This is a genomic window from Methylocystis heyeri, from assembly GCF_004802635.2.
GTDB lineage: Bacteria > Pseudomonadota > Alphaproteobacteria > Rhizobiales > Beijerinckiaceae > Methylocystis > Methylocystis heyeri.
This window is the reverse complement of the sequence record NZ_CP046052.1, coordinates 2,054,732-2,075,973: the sequence shown is the minus strand read 5'-3', so window position 1 is coordinate 2,075,973 and position 21,242 is coordinate 2,054,732. Positions and strand designations below refer to the sequence as shown.

General features: G+C 63.3%; 24 protein-coding genes. 8 read left to right on the top strand and 16 right to left on the bottom strand.

Translation table 11 applies throughout. The annotated features are described in order from the left end of the window. Window positions 1-328: 328 nt before the first annotated feature. Complete coding sequence (locus H2LOC_RS09490) at window positions 329-682, top strand: HIT family protein (protein ID WP_136496184.1); 354 nt, start codon at window positions 329-331, stop codon at window positions 680-682. Between the two features lie 34 nt (window positions 683-716). Continuing rightward, window positions 717-1,256, top strand: a complete 540-nt coding sequence (locus tag H2LOC_RS09485; RefSeq protein ID WP_136496183.1) for a hypothetical protein — start codon at window positions 717-719, stop codon at window positions 1,254-1,256. Between the two features lie 37 nt (window positions 1,257-1,293). On the opposite strand, the gene H2LOC_RS09480 is transcribed toward H2LOC_RS09485, so the two are convergent. From H2LOC_RS09480 to H2LOC_RS09440, 9 genes are all read right to left on the bottom strand, one after another. Continuing rightward, window positions 1,294-1,716, bottom strand: coding sequence for an MAPEG family protein (locus H2LOC_RS09480; protein ID WP_136496182.1), 423 nt, complete (start codon window positions 1,714-1,716; stop codon window positions 1,294-1,296). Window positions 1,717-1,798: 82 nt separating this feature from the next. Then, window positions 1,799-2,407, bottom strand: a complete 609-nt coding sequence (locus H2LOC_RS09475; RefSeq protein WP_136496181.1) for a hypothetical protein — start codon at window positions 2,405-2,407, stop codon at window positions 1,799-1,801. A 138-nt stretch (window positions 2,408-2,545) separates the two neighbouring features. Continuing rightward, window positions 2,546-3,370 carry a bifunctional hydroxymethylpyrimidine kinase/phosphomethylpyrimidine kinase gene (gene thiD, locus H2LOC_RS09470; protein WP_136496180.1) on the bottom strand — a complete coding sequence of 275 codons (825 nt, stop codon included), beginning with the start codon at window positions 3,368-3,370 and terminating at the stop codon, window positions 2,546-2,548. 5 nt (window positions 3,371-3,375) lie between these two features. Beyond that, the gene (locus tag H2LOC_RS09465; RefSeq protein WP_136496179.1) at window positions 3,376-4,383 is read right to left on the bottom strand and encodes a WD40 repeat domain-containing protein; all 1,008 of its coding nucleotides are present in this window, start codon (window positions 4,381-4,383) and stop codon (window positions 3,376-3,378) included. Window positions 4,384-4,465: 82 nt separating this feature from the next. Then, window positions 4,466-5,707 (bottom strand): hypothetical protein, encoded by a 1,242-nt coding sequence (locus H2LOC_RS09460; RefSeq protein ID WP_136496178.1) that lies wholly within the window; start codon window positions 5,705-5,707, stop codon window positions 4,466-4,468. A gap of 49 nt (window positions 5,708-5,756) precedes the next feature. Beyond that, the gene (locus tag H2LOC_RS09455; protein WP_154331611.1) at window positions 5,757-6,815 is read right to left on the bottom strand and encodes a DNA methyltransferase; all 1,059 of its coding nucleotides are present in this window, start codon (window positions 6,813-6,815) and stop codon (window positions 5,757-5,759) included. Between the two features lie 69 nt (window positions 6,816-6,884). Further along, window positions 6,885-8,015, bottom strand: coding sequence for a tRNA epoxyqueuosine(34) reductase QueG (gene queG / locus H2LOC_RS09450; protein WP_136496177.1), 1,131 nt, complete (start codon window positions 8,013-8,015; stop codon window positions 6,885-6,887). Window positions 8,016-8,087: 72 nt separating this feature from the next. After that, on the bottom strand, window positions 8,088-8,780 hold the full coding sequence (locus tag H2LOC_RS09445) for a glutathione S-transferase family protein (protein WP_136496176.1): 693 nt from the start codon (window positions 8,778-8,780) through the stop codon (window positions 8,088-8,090). A gap of 262 nt (window positions 8,781-9,042) precedes the next feature. After that, window positions 9,043-9,252, bottom strand: coding sequence for a cold-shock protein (locus tag H2LOC_RS09440; protein ID WP_136496175.1), 210 nt, complete (start codon window positions 9,250-9,252; stop codon window positions 9,043-9,045). A gap of 372 nt (window positions 9,253-9,624) precedes the next feature. On the opposite strand from H2LOC_RS09440, the gene H2LOC_RS09435 reads away from it, so the two are divergent. After that, window positions 9,625-9,891 carry an acyl carrier protein gene (locus tag H2LOC_RS09435; RefSeq protein ID WP_136496174.1) on the top strand — a complete coding sequence of 89 codons (267 nt, stop codon included), beginning with the start codon at window positions 9,625-9,627 and terminating at the stop codon, window positions 9,889-9,891. A 277-nt stretch (window positions 9,892-10,168) separates the two neighbouring features. Here H2LOC_RS09435 and H2LOC_RS09430 read toward each other — a convergent pair whose 3' ends face one another. Continuing rightward, entirely contained in the window at window positions 10,169-10,837 is a 669-nt protein-coding gene (locus tag H2LOC_RS09430) for a peptidoglycan recognition protein family protein (RefSeq protein ID WP_162009740.1), read from the bottom strand. A gap of 234 nt (window positions 10,838-11,071) precedes the next feature. Here H2LOC_RS09430 and H2LOC_RS09425 point away from each other — a divergent pair, with 234 nt between their 5' ends. After that, the gene (locus H2LOC_RS09425) at window positions 11,072-11,698 is read left to right on the top strand and encodes a hypothetical protein (protein WP_136496172.1); all 627 of its coding nucleotides are present in this window, start codon (window positions 11,072-11,074) and stop codon (window positions 11,696-11,698) included. A gap of 309 nt (window positions 11,699-12,007) precedes the next feature. Further along, a complete protein-coding gene (ilvD, locus tag H2LOC_RS09420) occupies window positions 12,008-13,840 on the top strand; it encodes a dihydroxy-acid dehydratase (RefSeq protein ID WP_136496171.1) in 1,833 nt (610 codons plus the stop codon). Window positions 13,841-14,050: 210 nt separating this feature from the next. On the opposite strand, the gene H2LOC_RS09415 is transcribed toward ilvD, so the two are convergent. Both H2LOC_RS09415 and H2LOC_RS09410 read right to left on the bottom strand, forming a co-directional pair. Further along, window positions 14,051-15,013 (bottom strand): 2Fe-2S iron-sulfur cluster-binding protein, encoded by a 963-nt coding sequence (locus H2LOC_RS09415; protein WP_154331610.1) that lies wholly within the window; start codon window positions 15,011-15,013, stop codon window positions 14,051-14,053. 13 nt (window positions 15,014-15,026) lie between these two features. Then, a complete protein-coding gene (locus H2LOC_RS09410; RefSeq protein WP_136496170.1) occupies window positions 15,027-15,392 on the bottom strand; it encodes a group I truncated hemoglobin in 366 nt (121 codons plus the stop codon). A gap of 77 nt (window positions 15,393-15,469) precedes the next feature. Between H2LOC_RS09410 and H2LOC_RS09405 the strand changes: the two genes are divergently transcribed. Further along, on the top strand, window positions 15,470-15,904 hold the full coding sequence (locus H2LOC_RS09405; RefSeq protein ID WP_154331609.1) for an RrF2 family transcriptional regulator: 435 nt from the start codon (window positions 15,470-15,472) through the stop codon (window positions 15,902-15,904). A 53-nt stretch (window positions 15,905-15,957) separates the two neighbouring features. Here the strand turns inward: H2LOC_RS09405 and H2LOC_RS09400 are convergent, their stop codons facing one another. Beyond that, window positions 15,958-16,377 (bottom strand): Uma2 family endonuclease, encoded by a 420-nt coding sequence (locus H2LOC_RS09400; protein WP_136496169.1) that lies wholly within the window; start codon window positions 16,375-16,377, stop codon window positions 15,958-15,960. 44 nt (window positions 16,378-16,421) lie between these two features. Here H2LOC_RS09400 and H2LOC_RS09395 point away from each other — a divergent pair, with 44 nt between their 5' ends. Beyond that, on the top strand, window positions 16,422-16,928 hold the full coding sequence (locus H2LOC_RS09395; RefSeq protein WP_136496168.1) for a DUF3280 domain-containing protein: 507 nt from the start codon (window positions 16,422-16,424) through the stop codon (window positions 16,926-16,928). A 67-nt stretch (window positions 16,929-16,995) separates the two neighbouring features. Next, window positions 16,996-17,586, top strand: a complete 591-nt coding sequence (locus tag H2LOC_RS09390; protein ID WP_136496167.1) for a L,D-transpeptidase — start codon at window positions 16,996-16,998, stop codon at window positions 17,584-17,586. 2 nt (window positions 17,587-17,588) lie between these two features. Here H2LOC_RS09390 and H2LOC_RS09385 read toward each other — a convergent pair whose 3' ends face one another. The 3 genes from H2LOC_RS09385 to H2LOC_RS09375 form a co-directional block, all read right to left on the bottom strand. Continuing rightward, the gene (locus H2LOC_RS09385) at window positions 17,589-18,797 is read right to left on the bottom strand and encodes an MFS transporter (protein ID WP_136496166.1); all 1,209 of its coding nucleotides are present in this window, start codon (window positions 18,795-18,797) and stop codon (window positions 17,589-17,591) included. Window positions 18,798-19,053: 256 nt separating this feature from the next. Continuing rightward, on the bottom strand, window positions 19,054-19,878 hold the full coding sequence (locus H2LOC_RS09380) for a Hint domain-containing protein (RefSeq protein WP_162009739.1): 825 nt from the start codon (window positions 19,876-19,878) through the stop codon (window positions 19,054-19,056). Between the two features lie 322 nt (window positions 19,879-20,200). After that, window positions 20,201-20,818 (bottom strand): helix-turn-helix domain-containing protein, encoded by a 618-nt coding sequence (locus H2LOC_RS09375; protein ID WP_136496164.1) that lies wholly within the window; start codon window positions 20,816-20,818, stop codon window positions 20,201-20,203. Window positions 20,819-21,242: the final 424 nt, after the last annotated feature.

Sequence of the window (21,242 nt, the reverse complement as noted above, 5' to 3'; positions counted from 1 at the left end):
ATTTGAGCGCCTCCAGCCGAAGCGGATGCCGATTCGGCGTGGGAAACGCGTTAAAACAAAAGCATCTAAATGCGACGCCGCCAGCGCCGATTTGAACGATCCCCACGATCGCCCCCGCTCGCTTCGCCGAGATCGGCTTTGCGAACCGGGAGTCCATGTTGCGTTCAGGCTACAGCATTTTTCCATGCGACTTCCAGCCGCATCGGTGGAACGGCGCCGAGCGAGGCCTCTGCTCGGGTCGCGCCGCATTATAATGGGCGAGGCGGTCCCGCCATCGCGGCTGCAAAGGTCGTCAGCCGGTTATGAAGAAATTTTCAGGAGGCAAAAAATGTCGAGCGATCGCTGTCCCTTTTGCTCTGTCGATTCGCTCAGCCTTCTAGGCGAAAACGAACTGGCCTTCGCCGTGAGGGATAGGTTTCCGATTCGCCCGCTTCACACGCTGCTCATCCCGAAGCGGCACGTGACGGATATATTCAAGGCCACCGCCGAGGAGCGCGAGGCCCTGCACCAGCTCGCCGCCGTCTGTCGCGAGGCGATCATGCGCGAAGCTCCCGAGGTGCAGGGGTTCAATTTCGGCTCCAATATCGGAGCCGCCGCAGGGCAGAAGATTTTTCACGCCCATGTCCATCTGATCCCACGGCGCCACGGAGACACGCCGCCCCCGCCGGCGAGGCCGGATTGAACGGCGCGCGAAAATTAAAGGTGCGAGGCAGGCGATGAGAAAGTTTTTCAATTCATTGCTTGCGCATAGTGCGACCATATTGGCGGCTCTGGCGCTGCTCTTGGCGGTATTCATCGCCGTCAGCAGAGACTTCGGCGCGTTCGTAATGGGTCTCGTCGTGTTTCCTGCGCTGCTCTTGATCACTCTTGGCGGCATCCTGGCGTGCATCTGGAAGCCGCAAGGGGCGCGCGACGCTCGTGCGGCGGTCGTGCTGCTGATCTTGACGCCTTTCGCAGCCTATGCTTCGGCGTATCTGAGGGATCGCGCGCTGTTCGTCGTCTGGGCGGCGATGCATCAGACCCAACTGCGCGAGGCGATGAAAAAGGATGGCGTCGTAGTTCCGTGGGATAGCTGGGGATTAGCCGGCTCCGGCAATGACTCGTACCTGATCTACGACTCCGCGGACGAGAGTTTGTCTGTCTCCTCGGCGGAGAAATGGAGAGAGCGCATGGGTCTCGATTGCAATATCGTCGAGACCCAAAGAATGTGGCCGAGGCTTTATATCGTCACGACCCATAATTGCCCGCTTCAATAGAAGCCTGAAAACTCATCAATTTCGCTGACCCGACGCCCTAAAAAGCCAGCACCGCAGCGCGCAGAGTCAGCGCCAGCAGAACCAGAGACGAGGCGAAGAATATCCAGAACCGCCGCAATATGATGTTGCTGGTCGCCTGCACCAGGCTGTGGACGATGCGCAGCGCCACATAGCTCCAGGCGAGCGTGATGTTGATCCAATCGTCCGCGCCGAGCATGGCGAGAGTCAAAGTCACGGCGTAGAAGAGCGTCGGCTGTTCGAGAAGGTGATTGTAATTGTCCGCCTTCCAGCGCGCCTGCGCCGGAATCTGCGCATTGAAGGCTTCCTTGGTCTGCTCGGGAATGAGTTTTATGCGCCCTTTTCTGATGGCGGGAATGCGGGTGGCGTAGAGCCAGGCCCACATGACGAAAGTCCATAGAACCAGCGCGATGATCGGCGCGAAAAGCAGATTGTGCCGCATCTGTTTTTTTCCTCCGTGATAAAATGGCTGATATGCGCTGTGCCGGCCCTCGGGGTGAGGGTGACCGAAAAATCGTGCTCGCCTAATGCGGACAGGCGTCCGGCTGGCCGTCGAGGTCTTCGCGCCGGTGCGAGAAATCGGCCTTGGCTGCGCCGATGGTGACGACATAGATGCTGTCGAAGTCGTCCTTGCGCCATTTGGGCACGACCGAGGGATCGCCGCCATGGGCGGAAAGAAGCGCGCGCGCCATGTCTTCGGCGTAATGATGCTCCCAGGCGATGAGCACGACGGCGTTGCGATAGGCGGGCTGTTCGATCGCAGCCTGCAGACCGGCTATGTCGGCGTAGCCGAATTTGGCGTTGACGGGCAACCCGAAGAAAATCGCGGTCGGCTCCACTGTGACGAGCGGCCGCACATAGTCGTATGGCACGCCGTCGTCGTCTTTTTCATGGGAGGGATTGGGCGCGAAAATCGCGCTCGGCCGTCCGAAGGCCTTCGCGATCACGGAAGGCAGCGCCAGCGCGCGATTGAGGCCGCGGCAGTTGAGCTGGCCCAGTCCTTTTTCCGGTTTCTCCCCATGCCGGATCAGCACGATCGTCTCGACCGCCTCTTCGCCGCGCGCGGCGGGAGGCGACGACAGCAACGCAGAGAGGATTGCGGCGGCGACCGCCGATGTCTTTAGCGAAATCACGAGGCCTCGGAGCTTCAAGGAGTTGAGGGCGGCCTCATGTTAAGCCGTGGCTGCGCTCTCGCGGAAGGGCTAACCTGGAAAAACTTCGCGATTCCCTTGGCCCTTTCCCTCCAGAGAAGCCGCATGACGGGCGGCGTCCTATCGCCCTTCTGCCGGCTCTCCTCGCGTCTCCCAGAAGAAATCCGGCGGGCCGGCGCCGTGGCCGAGACGAAAAGCCTCTCCGGCGATGAGGGCGTGCTCCAGCCAGGTCTTGGCGCGGGCGACCGCCTGTTCCAGCGCGAGGCCTTGGCCCAGCCCGGCCGCTATCGCCGAGGAGAGGGCGCAACCGGTGCCATGGGTCTGGCCGGTCTCGACCCGCGCGCCGCCGAACAGCATCGATTGGCCGGCGGCGAACAGCACGTCGACCGGAGCGCCGTCCAAATGCCCGCCTTTGACCAGCGCGGCGCCGGCTCCGAGGGAAACCAGCGCGCGCGCCTGGCGCTCCATCTCGGTCACGCTGCGCGCGGCCGGCGTGGCGGTGAGCGCCGCCGCCTCGGCAAGGTTGGGCGTGACCAGCGCCGCCATCGGCAGCAGGATTTCGACGATCGCCGGCGCGAGATCCCCGGAGGAGAAATCTTCGCCCTGCGACGGCGCCAGCACCGGATCGAGCACGATGTTTTTAGCCTTGCCCCGCGCGAGAGCCTCGGCGACCGCATGCGCGACATCGGCCTGGGCCAGCATGCCGATCTTGACCGCATCGACCTCTATGTCGGCGAAGATCGCGTCGATCTGGGCCGCGACCAGCTGCGGCGCGACCGGGACGCTGGCGAGCACGCCCTGCGTATTCTGCGCGGTGAGCGCAGTGATGGCCGCCATGCCGTAGCCGCCGAGCGCGGAGAAGGTTTTGATGTCGGCCTGCGCGCCGGCGCCGCCGGAAGGGTCCGAGCCGGCGATCGCGAGCAGTTTTGCGGCGGGCCGGACCATGGCTTTCAGGCTTGGGGCAGGGCGAGGAGGCCGGCCGCGCCGTTTTCGCCGCCAAAGAGCAGCCGCGCGCCGCGGGCGTCCCAGGCCAGCGCGGATATCCTGGCGTCGGGGCCGGAGTCGGGACGCCGCACCAGAAGCTCGGAGCCGTCGGTCACGCGGCACAGCAGCACCATGCCGTCCTCGTAACCGACCGCGATCACGAGAGCCGTGGGGTGGAAGGCGACCCGCGTCGCCTGCACGCCGGCGCGCACGCCGCATTCGCGCGGTTCTGCGCCCATCGGTCCGTCCTTGCCCTGGAACGGCCACAGAATGCAGGCGTCGGCGCCGGAAGTCGCCAGCCATTTGCCGTCCGGAGACCAGGACAGCGAGCGCGTCTTGGCGGGATAGCCGGACATGCGCATGTGCTTGTTGTCGGAGAGCCGCCAGCCGTGCAGCGCGTTCTCCTGCATCGAGGTGATGAGGAAGCGGCCGTCCGGCGAAAGGGTGACGTCGAGATGGGAGCCTTTCCATTCCAGCGTCTCGGGCTTGGCCTGCGCGCCGGGAAACCAGAGGCTCACGCCGTTGTAATGGGCGATGGCGAGCCGATACCCCTTATGCATGAAGGCGAGCCCGCGCGAGGCCGAGGGCAGATCCAGCGAGCGCGTCTCCCCCGAGGCGGCGCGCGCCCGCGCCGCGCGTCCTGCGGTCCAGGCGATTGCGCCGTCGCTGCGCAGCGCCACGGCGTCGATCCATTTGCCGCCCTCGTCCGCGATCTCCTTTATGTTTCCTGCCGCGTCCACTTCCACGAGCCGCCCGTCGTCCCCGCCCGTCGCCATGCGCCGCCCGTCGCTGGCCGTGCAGAGAATGGCTCCATCGGCGTGGGCTGCGGCGCGCTTGCCGGTCGCGGGGAGCAGCGCGACGCCGTTCGCCAGCGCCAATATCGGGGCGGTCTCGATAAAGGCGGCGCTGATGACCGCCTCTCCGGCCTCGATGGGCGTCACCGATGAAGTGAGGCTCGTAGCTGCGTCGGTCAATTTCGGCGAAACTCCTGATGGCGCGTCGGAAGACTGCAGTCTCTTTCTGGGGCGGGCGAGCGCCGTCCGGGGCGCAATGCGGCTATTTTTCCTCCGCCGGGGAACTCCAGCTCGTCGGAACCTGCGGGCGTTTCTTGCGGAACTGGCCCCTGATTACGAGAACATAAGCAATGGCGTCGAGCCCCGCCAGCGTGAAGGCCCAGAGCTGTTCCGCCGCGGGACCCAACAGGCAGATGGACAGGCCCGCGCCGAGGCCGGCGAGGAGGAAAGGCGCAAGGGCGGGGCGCAGGGGGCCGATGCGCGAAAACGCCTTGGCCGCCATGGCCGCGAAGGCGCCGGCCCCCAGCGCGCCGAGATCGAACCATATCTGGAACGCCAGGCTTCGGGGCGTGCGGGGATCGAGATAACCCCCGAAGAGGCCGTAAAAGGCCGAGCCGAAGCCATGTCCGATCAGGGTGCGCGGTCCGTCGGTCGCGACGATCCGCCCCCAGACGTCGAGCGAACGGGCGAAGTCGGGCGTGCGGGGGCCGAGCGCGAAGTGAACTGCGAGCGCCAGGATGGGCGCGAGGGCGATGATCGCGGCGGCGACCGAGCCGAGAGGACGGGCGACGCGGCGCGAGCGGCCGAAGGAAAGCAAGAACACGGCGCCGCCCGCAATCAGCGCCGGCGCGACATTGGGCGCGCCCGAAAGAAGAACCGCCGCCGTGGAGAGCGCCGTCAGCGCCCCGGCCAGATACCATCTTCCCCGCACTGCGAGAGCGCCCGCCGCGGGCCACATGAGCAGACAGAGGCCGACGCCCGAGCGCGCCAGGGCGGTTCCGTCGATGAGCTCTTCGATGGTGAGCTGCTTGCGCGCCCAAAGGCTCAAGGCGCCGGCCGCGGCGAGGGAGGCCGCCGCCGCGGCCACGCCGATGGGCAGGAGGTTGAGATTGCAGGTGCGGGTGCGCTGCGGCAGAAAGCCGGCGGCGATCGCGACCAGCGCGAGCGTCGCGCCGTCCTTGACGAAACGCTCCACGGACTGGGACGCAAACGGCGTCCAGGTCAGGGAGAGGCCGGTGAAGGTGACGAGGAACAGGGCTCCCACCACCGGGGGCTTGGCCAGCATCTCGCGCAGGGATTTGGTCTTCTCGCCGGTTTCCGGAGAGACGGTGGCGCCGGCCAGCAGCAGCGCCGCCCCCACCGGCAGCAGGATATAGATCGTCTGCCCCGCGAGAATGGGCGCGAGCAGCGAGACCATGAAAAGCAGGAACACGCCGATGCGGGTCAACAGCGCGGAGGCGGCTCCGGCGGGGTTTTCGTTGGCGCGGCGTGCGGAAGCTGTCATGGGAGGTTCTAATGAGCGTTGTGCGAAAAAGAGAATAGGCGGCTGCGGTTCATGATGCGACGCGGTCCGGCGCCTCGCGCCGGTCTCGCCCGAGTTCGGCGCGAAGCCGCGCCGCCCCCGCCTCGAAAAAATCCGGGTCGGGCTCGGCGGCGTGGGCGATGCGGCCGGCGCGCAGGGCGGCGACGCTCGCGGACATCAGCCCGCCAAAGGGCTCCCAGACCACGTCGCCGGGGTCGCTGGAGGCCACGATCTGCCGGGTCATCAGCGAAAGCGGCTTCTGGTTGGCGTGGAAAGCGCCTTTGCCTCCGGGACGCTCGACCCGCTCGGCGCCGCGGGCGGGGAGCTCCCGCCAGACGTTGGTGAGCGCATGGGCGTGGTTCCATTTGGGTCGCAGCCTGTCCCATTGCGCGGCTTTGGGAGGATTGACCCCGTCGATGGAGAAATAGGGCCGCGAAGTCTTCGGGCCGAAACGTTCGCACCACGCCGCCATCGCCGCCACGGCCTCGCCGGGCGGGCAATACCAGAGATCGCAGGCGGTGAGATATTTGCGCGTGGCGGCGTTGGCGACTCCGCAGGCGGCGTTGGCCTGGCCCAGCGGCAGGCCGGAGCGGCGCCATTCCGCGCGCAGCCATTGCTGAAGCGGCAGCTCCGCGCCGTCTTCCGAGCGCAGATTGGTCCTGCGCGTGTAGCGCGCCGCGATTTCGGTGACGATGGGCAGGCCGCGAATGGTGCGGGAGTTCACATTGCCGGCGATATGCGCGACGCCCTTGTCCCAGACGACGGTTTCCTCATAGCGCCAGCCGTGCATTTCCAGCGCCGGATGGGCCTTGGCCCAGCCGATTTCGCTGTTCCAGAACCACAGGGTCGTGTCGGGCTTTGCGCGCCGCGCCCAGGCGGCGGCGTGGGGCGCATACCATTCCGCGAGCGCGTCCGGAGAGGTCGGTTCGCCGGGGAATTTGCCGAGTCCGTAGGGTCCGTCGGAAACGATCGCCGTCGGCGCGAGCCAGCTGTCATAGGCGCGCAGGGCGTCGCCCTTGTAGACCGACGCTCTGCCGAGCCGGAGGCTCGGGTCTTCCGAGCGGAGAAGAGCAAGCTGACCGTCGCGCATGACGCACCTTTCTGCTCAGTCTTGCCTTTCTTTGATTGCGCAACGCAATAAGTAAACGGACGGGTTCTTTCAATTTTTGTCGGACTGTGTCTCTTTTGCCCATTCCTCTATAACATCCGCGTCATCTTCGGCTTTCGCGCGGCGTTGCGCCAGCGCCGAGAACGCTTGCGAATCGATGAGCCGGGCCAGCGCCCAGACCGCGGCGCCGCGAACCAGCGGGGAGGGGGAATCGAGCAGGTCCCCGGCGCGGCGGGCGAGGCCGACGTCGCCGCTGTTTCCTATGGCGATCAGCACATTGCGCAGGAACCGAGAATGGCCCAGCCGTTTGACCGGCGAGCCGGAGAACAGCGCCCGAAAGCCCGCGTCGTCCAGTGCGGCGAGTTCCGCCAGCGCCGGATTTTCCAGTTCCTCGCGCGCGACGAGCTTGGCCTCGCGGGTCGCTTTTGCGAATTTGTTCCAGGGGCAGACGGCGAGGCAATCGTCGCAGCCATAGACGCGATTGCCTATTGCGGCGCGAAATTCCCGTGGAATGGGGCCTTTGTTCTCGATGGTGAGATAGGCGATGCAGCGGCGCGCATCCAAACGGTAGGGTGCGGGGAAGGCCTGTGTCGGACAGGCGTCGAGACAGGCGCTGCAGGAGCCGCAATGATCCGCGCCAGGCGCATCGGGCGCAAGCTCGAGGTCGGTGAAGATCGAGCCGAGGAAGAGCCAGGAGCCGAACCGTGTGGAGACGAGGTTGGTGTGCTTGCCCTGCCAGCCCAGCCCCGCAGCCTGCGCCAGCGGCTTCTCCATCACCGGCGCAGTGTCGACGAAGACCTTCACCTGAGCCCCGGGGCGCTGCGTGACGATGAAGCCGGCGAGCTGCTTCAGCCGGCCCTTGACGAGATCGTGATAATCGCGATTGCGGGCGTAGACCGAAATCGCGCCGCGGCCCCGGCGCTCCAGGGCGGCCAGCGGATCGCCCTCGGGCCCGTAATTTGCGCCTAGCATGACGAGGCTTCGCGCCTGCGGCCACAGCGCGCGCGGGGAGGCGCGCCGCTCGGCCGTGTCCGCCATCCAGGCCATGTCGCCATGCGCGCCTTGTTCCAGCCATTGCGCCAGCCTTGCGCCCGCCTGCGGCGCAGCGTCGGCGGGCGCCAGGCGGCATGCGTCGAAGCCGAGGCTCAGCGCCTTCGAGCGAATGGCGTCTTCAAGGGGCATGACGGCGGGCTCGCCCGGCGCGGGGCGGGAGCGGCGCCGATGGCGCGCCGCCCGCCGGAACGCCTTGTTCCTTTAAAAATCCAGTTCCGCATAGTAGCGGCCCGGCGTCATGCCGGGGGCGCGGTCGGCGAGGAGCGGCCGGAAGGCGGGCCTCGATTTCACGCGCTGATACCAGTGCTTGGCGCTTTCGTCCTCGTCCCAGGGCGCGTCGCCGAGATAATCGGCGCAGGAGATGTGCGCGGCGGCGGCGAAATCGGCGTAAGAGAGGCGGTCGCCGGCCAGCCATTTGCGAATGCCGGTGAGATAGCCGACATAGCGCATATGGGGCTTGACGTTGGCGCGCGCCACCCGGACCACGTCCATGTCAGGCGCGCCGCCGCCGTTCTCGGCCGAGGCGTAGCGCTTGTAGACCTTCTCGTTGACGAGCCAGTTGCTCACTTCATCGAAGAATTTGACGTTGAACCATTCGACCAGCCGGCGGGTTTCGACCCGCTCCGCGAGGTCCAGAGGCATCAGCCTTCCGGAACCGGCTGCGGCTCCGCGGGTCTCGTCGATATATTCGGCGATGACGGAAGCCCCCGCGACCACGAGCCCATCGTCGTCGATGAGGACGGGCGTGCGTCCGGCGGGGTTGAGGCGCAGAAACTCAGGCCGGCGCTCGCTGGCGCGCTCCTCGATCAAACGCGTCTCGACGCCATACTCGTTGAGAATCAGCCGGATGAAGCGGGAATGAGGGCAGAGCGGGTGGTGTATGAGCGTTGGCATGTGGCCTTTGCAGAAGCGTTTCCAGCGAAGAGTTATCTATTTCGCGTTAAGAAAACGCGTCCAATCTAAATTGCCGGGAGGTTCGCCCGGCCGCCGCGGCGCGCAGCCTAATTCGCGATGACGGGCGAGGGCTTATAGGCTGTGCTCGATAGCTAAACAAGCGGGCGGATTTGAGGAAAATCGTCGCAATTGCGGGGGCGGGCCCGTGACGCAAAAAGGCCGCCCTGACGGCGGCCTTTGAAAACGCTGACCGTTCGGCCGTTCAGATCGCCTTGATCTGGTCCGCCGAAGATTTGCCGGTGCGGCGGTCCTGAGCGATTTCATAGCTCAGCTTCTGGCCTTCGCGAAGATCGCGCAGGCCCGCGCGCTCGACGGCGCTGATATGGACGAACACGTCCTTGTCGCCGTCGTCGGGCTGAATGAAGCCGTAGCCCTTCTGGGCGTTGAACCATTTGACAGTGCCGGTAGCCATGGATGTCTCCCAAAATCTTTTAGAGGAGATGGCCCGCATGCGCGGGGCCGGTCGATCGAGTTCGGGAGAGTCTTCGACGCCGCCGGCAAAGGTGGCGAATAAGTCGTCAGGCCTAAATTCGATGGCAGCGAATATAGGGGGCGGGCGCCTCGATTGCAATGAGCAAAGCCCCGGAAAGCCGAGCTTTCAGGGGGATTAGAGGTGTCTAAAATGTGGCAAATAAAGATTTTGGCAACCATTATTGCCTAGAAATTTATTCAGTTCATTCACGGTTCAGGCGCGCGGCGCTAGCCTTCCCTAGATATCAAGGACCGGTCCGCCGAAGGCGCAAGAAAGCGCAGGGCGCGGAGCCGGATGTAAGGAGTCGGACTGATGCAAGAGATTATCCGTCAGTTGCTCGCGCAACATGGCCGTCTGCACGAACCCGTCGAGAATTTATCCTCGACCGCGGACCTCTATGACGCCGGACTGACCCCCTTCGCAGCGATCCGGGTGATGCTGGCGCTCGAAGAGCATTTCGGCCTCGAATTTCCCGTCAGCCTGCTGAAGCGCCAGAGCTTCGCCTCGATCGAGGCCATCGCCGGCTGCATCGAGGAAATCGCGCCCCAAGCGCGCGGGATCGAAAGAGACGCGGCTTAGAGGCGCGGGCGCTGCGGCTCAATGGCTTTCGTTTGAGCGGTAAGCGTGTCGGGGCTTTTTTTTGCTTTAAGCGGGCGGCAGAAATTTTAGTTCCGCCGCCTGCCTGTCTGCCGAGAGCCGGGCCTGTCCAAACATAGCGTCCAACTTGTTCGGCGACGGCAGAGCTCAACTCGCCAGCTCAGACCACGGCGGATCGCCTGTAGTCTCAGCCGCACGCGCGAATGAGCCCTCCCAGTTTGTGAGTGCGGTATGAGCTGAGCAAAATTGATTGAGGAGGCTACTTCGTCAAATCTTCCTCTGGGAGGATTAGGCTGTGATGATCAATCTCGTTTGTCTCGTCCTCTATTGTATAATGAAGATGCTTCGGATCTATGTGGGCGGGCTCTTTGCTCAAGATCGCCCTCTTTCCGGATGCCAATTCTGCCGCCGCCTCGGCGACAAGAGCCTTGAAGGCTATCCACTTCGCTCCCTCGTGGTGATGGTCGAGGAGTAATTTTGGGCAGACTTTACCGGTCCAGTGATTGTGTGAATAAAGGCACGTGATATCAAGCTTAAAGTCGTGGAGCAATCCGGCGGCCAGTTGAGCGGCACGCTTGTTTGCTGCGCTATGATCGATCCCCGCATTCATGCAGATTTCGATTGCAAGAGTCTTTGTGTTGCCTCGGCCAGCATGCCAGCCGATTTCGTCAGTCGGGAGATGATGATAAATCTCGTGGTCATCTACTGTGAAATGCCAAGATACATAATGCTTTTTTCCTTGTAACATGTAATACCCTGTTTTTATAAGAAATTTTGAATGAGCTTTTGCATCCGCTCCTTTGTTTGTGTTGTCGGTGTTATGGATTGTGACGCCAGAAACTAGCAGTTTTTTCCCGGGTCTGTTGGGGTGTCCTGCCGGGATTATGGCATCAACAATATTAAGTACTTTTGTTAGTATCGTTGCCATTTTTGAACACTCCTCTGAAGAATCCATGTAAGACTATCATGTGCGGTTATGATCGCAAGGTCATTTATGGAAGGATGAAGAGTGATGTCTTTGACAGGCAGAAGCATATACATTGTTGATATAAAAAAGATATTGCATGCAGAAGGCGAGAGGTTGTTCCTTGAGCGATGCAGGGATGCTCGATTCACCTCGATTTGGATTCGGGTTGGCCGAGGTCAAGGCAGGGATCCGAATATGAGGCATCAAATTACGCGAACGATACGCACAGAATGTGCAAATCTCGGAATCTCAGTATGGGGCTGGCATGTCCCGTTTTGTAAGACCGAGAGCGATGCCAAGCTTGAAGCTGATCTGGCCGCTGAATGGGTTGTAGACGCAAATTTTTCCGGCCTGATAATCGACGCGGAGCGAACTAAACATCCACCGCGTTTTCAGGGCGGCCGACACGAGGCGCAAGCGTACGTTGAACGCCTCAATGTGCTTTTGCAAGGTAAGCTCGCATTCTCAAGTCATGATCGTCCGTCACTACATAATGATTTACCTTTTTCAATATTTATTGATAAAATTAATGATGTATTACCTCAAGTGTACTATAAATACAGGAATGTATCCGAGCGACTTGAAAAATCAATGAACGATTACGCGTCCGCTGGGCTTGCGACCCAATTAAAAGAGCGATTCAAGCCAACTGGGAACATCTCTGTCCTGGGAGATCTACCGGTAGGTACGGAGAAACAATGTATCGATGCAACTAAAGCGTTCATTGCGAGGGTGAAAGTAATCGGCTTAACCGGTTATAGCTTCTGGTGCTGGGACGATGCCCCCGAGGAAATCTGGCCGCTTCTAGCGGCAACGAATTAAAGAGCTTTCGTTTGAAGCGGGTGGAATGCGGTAAATGTCTGTAGTATCTGCGGAAAGCCAAGTAAAGACCAAGATTAACCTCGAGTCAATTACGCCTTTCCTGCAGAGCATCCAGAGCAAATAGTGTCGGTGCGGTTGTCACAGCTCCGCGAGAGGGCTACCGCCCTGCTGTTCGGATAGCAGTGATCGAGGCGCCCCCAACGCGGCCCCACCCGGACATAGTCGCTGGTTGCGGCGGGGGCCGCCTTCCGCTAGGTCATCTTCACGTTTTTAGATGCGCCCGCCGCGCTCAGGAAGAAGAGACCGCAAATGCCTCCCTATCGCTCCCGCACCACCACCCACGGCCGCAATATGGCTGGCGCGCGCGGCCTTTGGCGCGCCACGGGCATGAAGGACGAGGATTTCGGCAAGCCCATCATCGCGGTCGCCAATTCCTTCACCCAATTCGTGCCCGGCCATGTCCATCTGAAGGATCTCGGCCAGCTGGTCGCGCGCGAGATCGAGAAGGCCGGCGGCGTCGCCAAGGAGTTCAACACCATCGCCATCGACGACGGCATCGCGATGGGCCATGACGGCATGCTTTATTCTCTGCCCTCGCGCGAGATCATCGCCGACAGCGTGGAATATATGGTCAACGCCCATTGCGCCGACGCGATGGTCTGCATCTCCAATTGCGACAAGATCACTCCCGGCATGCTGATGGCCTCGCTGCGGCTGAACATCCCGGTGATTTTTGTCTCCGGCGGGCCGATGGAGGCGGGCAAGGTCCAGCTCGGCGGCAAGAACCACGCGCTCGACCTCGTCGACGCCATGGTGGCCGCTGCGGACGACCACGTCTCCGACGCCGACGTCGCGGCGATCGAGCGTTCCGCCTGTCCGACCTGCGGCTCCTGCTCGGGCATGTTCACGGCCAATTCGATGAACTGCCTCGTCGAGGCTCTGGGCCTCGCGCTGCCCGGCAACGGCACCGCGCTTGCGACGCATAAGGACCGCGAGCGGCTGTTCGTCGAGGCCGGCCACGCCATCGTCGATCTCGCGCGCCGCTATTACGAGCAGGACGACGCCTCCGTGTTGCCGCGCTCGATCGCGACCTTCGAGGCCTTCGAGAATGCGATGGCGCTCGACATCGCCATGGGCGGCTCGACCAATACGGTGCTGCATATTCTCGCCGCCGCCAATGAGGCCGAGGTGAATTTCACCATGGCCGATATCGACCGCCTGTCGCGCCGCGTGCCGGTGCTGTGCAAGGTCGCGCCGTCGCGCCCCGACGTGCATCTCGAGGACGTTCACCGCGCCGGCGGCATCATCGCCATTCTCGGCGAGCTTTCTCGCGCCGGCCTGCTGCATGGCGACCGCCCCACCGTGCATAGCGAAAGCCTCGACGCCGCCATCGCCCGCTGGGACATCGCCGTCACCAACAGCGAGACGGCGAGAACTTTCTTCCGCGCCGCGCCGGGCGGCGTGCCGACCCAGACCGCTTTCAGCCAGGAGCGGCGCTTCGAGTCGCTGGACGACGACCGCGCCCATGGCGCAATCCGCGACGCCGCCCATGCCTATTCCAAGGACGGCGGCCTTGCGGTGCTGACCGGCAATCTCGCCCTCGACGGCTGCATCGTGAAGACTGCGGGCGTCGACGAAAGCATCCTCAAATTCTCCGGCCCGGCGCGGGTCTATGAGAGCCAGGACGCCGCGGTGTCAGGGATCCTCACCGGTGAAGTCGTCGCCGGCGACGTGGTGGTGATCCGCTACGAGGGGCCGCGCGGCGGGCCCGGCATGCAGGAAATGCTCTATCCGACCAGCTATCTGAAATCGAAGGGTCTCGGAAAAGCCTGCGCGCTCATCACCGACGGGCGTTTTTCGGGCGGCACCTCGGGCCTTTCCATCGGCCATGTCTCGCCGGAGGCGGCGGAAGGCGGCCTGATCGCGCTGGTGAAGACCGGCGATCGCATCGAGATCGACATTCCGGGCCGCAGCATCGTGCTCGCGGTGGACGAGGCCGAGCTTTCCGCCCGCCGGGCGGCGCAGCAGGCCAAGGGTTTTGCGCCCGAGAAGGATCGCCAGCGCAATGTCTCCAAGGCCCTGCGCGCTTACGCCTCCATGGCCACCAGCGCCGCCAGGGGCGCGGTGCGCGAGGTGAAGTGAACGCGGCGGGCTGGTGGGTGACGACTACGCTGTGAAGTGAGGCGCTTCTCCCTCGCCCCGTTACGGGGAGAGGGGCTGGGGCAATAGAGAGTCACGGAAAACATGGCGAGCTGGCGCTAGGCTTGATCTGCTTAGTGGGATTAAGGCCCAAGCCCCTCACCCTAACCCTCTCCCCGCAAGCGGGGAGAGGGAATAACGTGAACAGCCGGCCTAAACGGCCTGCGTAAACACATCGGCGCGGATGTGTTTCAGCTTGGCTCCGCCCAAAAACAGCTCCCGCTTGAGCCGAGCCACCAGTTTCTCGCCGCCGCAGAGAAAAAACGCGGCATGCGCCAGAGACGCCTGTTCATCGGCCAGCGCAGTCGCCGCGACGTCGCCGCCATGAGCGGCGGCGGTATCACGCACGCAGGGGCGATAGGCGAAATTTTCGCGCGCGCGGGCGAGAACCTCCATCTCCTCGGCATGATAGGCGCTCTCGCGGTCGCGCGCGCCGTGATAGAGGCGGATCGGGCCGCGGTGGCCGCGCCGCAGCGCGTCGCGCAGCACGCCCCACAAGGGCGCGAGCCCGGTCCCGGCGCCGATCAGCACCAAGGGCTGGTCCGGCTCCACGCCCTCGTAAAAACAGTTTCCTTCCGGGCCTGCGATCTCGATCCGGTCGCCGGGGGAAAGGTTCTGCGAGAGATGCCGGCTCATGCGCCCGTCGGGGTGAAGCCGGATGTGCATTTCAAGGAAGGGGTCTTCTTCGGGGTGGCTTGCGAGCGAATAGCAGCGCTTGAGGTCCTCGGAGGCGACGAGCTCCAGAAATTGCCCGGCCCGATAGGGGAAGGCGGCTTCCGGCTCTATGCGCAGCCGCATTATGTCCGGCGCGAGCAGATCCATCGATCGCACGATGGCGTCGAGGCGCGGACTGGAGCTCTCGATCGGCGCGAGGATCAGCGGCGATTTCGGCGCGCATATGCAGGCGAGGAAAAACCCTTGCGCCTTTTGCGCGTCGCTGAGGCCCTCCTGGGCTTGCGCCGGCGGCTCTCCCTGGAGCGCCCGCTGGACGCAGCCCTGGCAGACGCCGGCCCGGCAGCCGTGCGGAGCCTTTATGCCGGCGCGCAGAAGCGCGGAGAGCACGGTTTCGCCCTCCGCGATCTCTACGGGCCGGTCTCCGTAAGACAACAGAGACATCTGGCCCTCTTTTTCAGCGATTGAGAACGTCGTCCCGCACCGAATTGGCGAGCGTGACCACTTCCTTCACTTCCGCCTCGCCGACATTGAGCTGGCGCAGGGTGGTGGCGAGGTTTTCGAGGACCGCGTCGACATGGGAGTCGTTGAGTCCCTTTTCCACGAGATGCTTATGACCTTCGCGCATGTCCTTGCCGGTGTAATTGGCGGGGCCGCCGAACACCATGGTCAGAAAAGCCTTTTGTTTCGCGGCCTGGCGCTCCATATCCACAGTGTCGAAGAAACGGGCGATGCGTCCGTCGGCGAGCACGCGGCGGTAAAAAATATCGACGGCGGCGTCGACGGCTTTTTCGCCGCCGAGACGTTCATATAGCGTGGACACGGGCTGCTCCCTTTAAAAGAGGTATTTGCGATACCTCTTTTAAAGCGGGAGCGTGTTCGTCGCAAGCGGAGATGACAATGCGTTTGACGATTCATAGCGATCTCGCCTTCCGAACGCTGATCCTCCTCGCGGCGGCGGGGGAGGAGGGCGTCGACATTCCCAAAATTGCGAAAACCTACGACGTCTCCGAAAACCATTTGCGCAAGGTGGCGCAACGCCTCGCCCAGTTCGGCTGGGTGACCTCGACCCGGGGGCGGGGCGGCGGCCTTCGGCTCGGGGTCGAGCCCGACAAGATTTTCATCGGCGAAGTGTTGCGGCGGATGGAGACCGATTTCGCGCTGGTCGACTGCCTAGGCCACGCTCCCGAACGCTGCTTGATAACCGGAAATTGCGGCCTGCAGAATATATTCGGCGAGGCCCTTCGCGCCTGGTTCAAGGTGCTGGATCAATACACGCTCGCCGACGCCCTGAGCAGATCGCGCGGACTGGAAAAGGCGCTGCAATTGGGTTGAGCAGAGGGAGCAACTCAACCCAGTGACGCATTTTCGGCCAAATGATTGCCTCGTCAGCCGCCATGAATCTCGGCGAATTCAAAACTCAACCCCGGCGGCTCCAGCAAAACCAATCCTTCGCGGAGGATGCGGGTCAGGATCGTCTCGCCCTCGCCCACGACAATGGGGTTCTCGACTGCAATGGCGTCGGGCGTCAGTTCCGGTCCACAATAGATCTGCGCGTCGGGCTCGTACACGCTCGCCTCGCCCACCCTCACGGCTATGCCGTCTGGCAGCACATGGCAGGGAAGCCCCGCTTTCTTCACGGCGTTTTGCAACGTCATGAATGCGGCCCCCTTGATCTTGGCGTGTATCGCTCTCTCGGCGGCCTGAGCCAGAACCTCTCCGTCGACGAGCTCGAAACGGCCCTCGGCGCCGCCCGCCCAGGCCAGAAACTGTTCGGCGCTCATGCGTTGTTGCGGGATCGCGCTCATGAATTCATTTTATGGCAAACCGCGCGCCTGAACAGGACCGATGGATGAAAACGCCTACCGCTCGCCTCGCTCAAAATCTGCTTCTCTCGGTTCTTCTTCTTTTTGCTGCGCCGGCCGGCGCGGCGGAAAAGCTCAAGGTCGCCTTTTTCGGCTTCGAGATGTTCAACACCTCGCCGCTGCCGACCAGCGCGGAGGAAAGGGCGCGAATCGCCCGCATCGAGGAGGTTTTTCGCGAGATGCTGAGCGCCTCGGGGCGTTATGAGGTGGTCGCGATACCCGAAGAGCTGCAGAGGAAGATCGCGCAAAGCTCGAAAATCACCGGCTGCAACGGTTGCCAGCTCGACTGGGCCATGGAGGCGGGCGCAGAAATCGCCGCCTTCGGCGTGGTGCAGAAGGTCAGCAATCTGATCCTGAACGAAAATCTCTACATGGACCGGGTCGACGGTTCGGCTTTCTTTTCGCGCAGCGTCGATATCCGCGGCAACACCGACGAATCCTGGGAGCGCGGGATGCGCTATCTGATCGGCAACTATCTCCTTAAGGAAAAATAAATATCCCGCCCTGCTTCGGCCGCATTCGGGCAAGACAAGCTTCGCCGTCGCAAAAAGGGGCAGGATCATGAAGATTCGAGACATCCGCATCGGCGTCGCGCGCCTCGGGGCCGCGCTTTCGCTTTCCGCTTTGCTGGTGTCGCCGGCGCTGGCGCTGCAAAATCCGCTGGATCGCGGGCCGCTGGCCGATTTCCTCAATATTTTTCGCGAGCAGGCGATCCCGCGCCAGGTCGTGGCCTGGAAGCATCCCGAATATAAGAAGGGCGCGGTGGTCGTCTCCACCAAGGAGCGCCGGCTCTATTATGTGCTCGGCGACGGGCAGGCGATCGAATATGGCGTCGGCGTCGGCCGCGAGGGTTTCACCTGGTCGGGGGTCAAGACGGTGAGCCGCAAGCGCGAGTGGCCCGACTGGACGCCGCCGTCCCAGATGCTGAAGCGCCGGCCGGATCTGCCCCGCCATATGGAAGGCGGCATGGACAATCCGCTGGGCGCGCGGGCGATCTATCTCGGCTCCAGCAATTACCGCATCCACGGCTCCAACGAGCCGGACACCATCGGCGCGGCCGTTTCCTCGGGCTGCATCCGCATGACCAACAACGACGTGGTCGATCTCTACAATCGCGTGAAGGTCGGGACCAAGGTCGTGGTGCTGAAATAGGCTCAGGCGGCCGCCTCCCTCGGCCTTACGCGCAAAGCCAATCCCGCTGCGGCCGCCAGCATGAACCCGGCGGTCGCCAGCGCCGCCATGCCGAGATAGCCCAGCTCGCCGAACCGCTCGTAAAGCAGGCCGGAGCTGAAGGTGACGAGGCTCGTCGCCGCCGCATTGGCCGCCCCCAGCCAGCCCTGCGCCTGGGCGAAGCGCCCGGCTCCGCACAGCGAGGCCAAAAGATAGGCGGGGCCGAGCTGCACCGCCGCGCAGGAGATTCCATGAAGCGCCTGCGCGGCGATGACGCCGAAGGCGCTGGGATCGCTCGCCATGGCGAGCCATCGCAACAGCGCGGCGACGCCGCCCGCAAGCAGAAAGGACAGCGCCCGGCTCTCTCCGCCGAACCAGCGCCCGGCCATCAGAAAAAAGCCGGCTTCCGTCACCAGTGCGGTCGACCAGGCCAGCGAGACAAAAGCTTCGCTATGGCCGCAAGCCTTCCAGTGCAGCGAGCCGAAGGAATTGACCATGGCGTGGCTGCTCTGGATCATCGCCGTGGCGACTATGATCGTCACGACGAGCAGGGGCCTTGCCAGTTTTTCCGGCGGGGTCTCCGGCCGCTCGCGCTTCCTGCCGCCGCCGAGCCCGCGCAAGGCCAGGAAGGCGGTCGCGGCCGACGCGAAAGCGATTGCAGCGAGCAACCACGCCAGAGCGGCGTTGGGAATGGCGCTGGCGAGAGGCCCGCTCGCCAGCATGCAGACCAGGATCGAGACCGAGCCCCAGCCGCGGACGAAGGAGTAATGCAGCTGCGCGCGTCCAGCCGAGCTGCGCCGGTGCGCCGCTCCCAGAATAATGCCGTCGCCGAGCGCATAGAGCGGCCCCTGCGCCAATGCGAGCAGCAGCGCTCCGGCAAGAATGGGCAGAAAGCCGTCGAGCAGGGCCAAAAGCGCATAGGCCAGTCCTTCGGCGGCCAGAAAAGCGATCAGCATCGGCGCGTGACGCCCGGTGCGGTCGGCGCGGCGCGAGGCGACCAGCGTCGAAATGGTGCGAAAGGCGGGCGGGGCGCCCATAACGGCGCCGATTTCGGCGGGGCCGAGCCCGCGGGAGTGCAGCCACAGCGGGAAGAATGGAAGCTGGACCCCGACGACCGCGTAGACGGCCGCCATGAGAAGAGAAAGCCGCAGCTCTTCGCTGCGGTCCTGCGCATCCTGGTCGGGGGAGTTCATCGAGATTGGCCTTACGCCGCGCCGGCTGGAACGTTTTCCGACCGGATGGAAGCATCCGGTCGATAAGAAATCGTTCCAGATCACAGGGTGGAGCGCATGTCTTTAGCAAAAGCGTCGCTTTTGCGGAATGCGCCCTGTGTGTTCGGGCGAAGTGGACACCGATTCTCGGGGGAAAACCGACCAGAAGGACTCCCGGTGGACATGTATGATGCGCGGCGCCGGCCGGGGATGGGCGGGGGCGCGAAGCCCCCGCAGTTCATCGAGTTGATTGCCCCAGCGCGAGCGAGGCGCAGCGCCGCTCCAGGCGGTTGCGGATTTCGTCGAGCTTCGCATGACGAGCCGGCCAGGCGAGCGCGCTCCAGAGTTTCGTCCTGAACCCGGCGTTTCTGGCGTCGAGCGAGAGAAGCGGCGCGCAGAGAGCCTCGTCCATCCGCGGCGCGCCGAATATTCTGTAATAGTCGGCGAAGTTCACCGCATTTTCGTCGACTCTCTGCAGGCTCTCGACGGGAGCGCCCTCGGCGTAGATCACGTCGTGCCGATCGAGCTTGATATGGAAGAACGCCAGCTCGTCGCGCTCCGCGGCGTCATACAGGGAGATGGTCGCTCCGTTGACGAGCTCGCCCGCCGGCGCGAGCGCGCCGTCCACGAATATGGCGTGTCCTTGCGTCACATAGAGATCTGCGTGGGGAACGTTTTCCGCAAGCGCCGAGCGGGCGATCCGCACCGGCAGGAAGTCCTTCGCCCAGGGCCTGGAGGGATCGGTCTTCCGGCGGGAGTAGCGCCCGATCCATTGGATGGCCCTCGTTCCGCCGAACAGCGTCGGCAGAAGGTCGCCGGGCTTCAAATCCTCGATTCTGCGGTCGCCGTCGACGGTGCGTATCGAGGTTCCCTCGAGGAAACAGTGGCCGCCGCTTCCGCTATGGGGACCTTCGTAGCGCCTGTAATTGACCTCGGCGCGAGCCCTGCCGATGCTGAGAGCCGTCGAGGCGAGGAGGGCGCCGACCGCCTGTCCGTAGCTCTTGAGGAATTTGCGTTTGCTTTGCGCCGGCGCGGATGGGAACCCCTTGTCACTTACGTCCATTGAGACCTCCCGAAAGAACATCGTGGCGTTGCGCGACCGGCAGAAGCAGAGGCCGCCCCTGCGTTCACCCGAACCGGCGCGTTTTCCGCTCGACATAGCCCGTCGTGCACGACCGGCGTCCAGCAGGACGATCGTTCGAGCGACGAAAAATCGCGCCTCTTTGAGAATTGGAGCGCATTCTCGCCGCAAAACGCCAGTCGGCCTTTGCGGAAGAGCGCTCGAAGTCACCATAGGATTTGTAACGCGGGCGCACAGCCTGCGCCATAATCAGGAGGAAGTAGGCAATTGGAGCAAGGCCGCCCGGAGCGGCTTCGATCGGGACTCATTCCATCGCCGCGGCTTTCAGGATGCAGACCATGGTCGCCTGGGCCGGCGTCTCGCCGAGATTGCGTATGACGTGCGGACGATCGCAACGATAACGCAGCGTCTCTCCCGCCTTCACGCACTCGATCGCGCCGCCCACCTCGACGGTCAGTTCGCCCTCGCGCACGGAAAGGCTCTCGACCGAGCCGCGCTGATGCGCCTCGGATTCCAGAACGCCGCCGGGCTCGGAAAAAAAGTCGTAGGCCTGCAGCCATTCCACGGTCTTGATCCAGCCGATGATCGCGAGACGGCATTTGCCGTCGTCGGACACCAGGATCGGCGTGTCCGCCCGGCTGGTTTTTTCCAGAAAGGGCTCGTCCTGCGAACTTTGCAGCACCCGTTCTATCGAGACGTCCAGCGCCTGCGCCAGGCGCCAGATCGTGGCGAGGGTGGGGTTGGTCTCGTTGCGTTCGATCTGGCTGATGATCGACTTGGCGACGCCCGATTGCGCGGAAAGCTCCGAAAGTGACAGATTATACGCCTTGCGAAGCCGCTGCACGGTCGCGCCCAGCTGGCCCGACAGCGCCAGCGCGCCCGCTTCCAGAATCTTCTGTTTCTCGCGTCCTTCGACGCCCATGGCGTTCGCCGCTCCGTCCGTTGCCGGACGGAATAATAACCGGTCCTGGCCGAAATATCGAACTCTTCTATATTTTCAATGTCCGTCCCCCCAGAGTGATGATTTCGACGCCGGTTCTGCGCTCTATTACTTTGCGGATGTCGTCTGTCTGAATATCATAGGCGCATGATTTATGTATGATCCCGAGACTGTCATATTCGACGGACTCGAAACGACATACGAGGTCTTTAACGGTCGTCGTTATCTGCTTGTATGTCTCCCCACCGAGTTCAAAGAAGTATTGTTTTTTGCATATTTCTGGTATCATTGGGTTTTAATTCCTGAGCGACCGACCTTGGGTGATCGCAGGAACCCAGCATAATTTACGTAATTGCGCATAAAATTAGTATTCGTACGTATCTCATTGCTCGACGATCCGGACAAG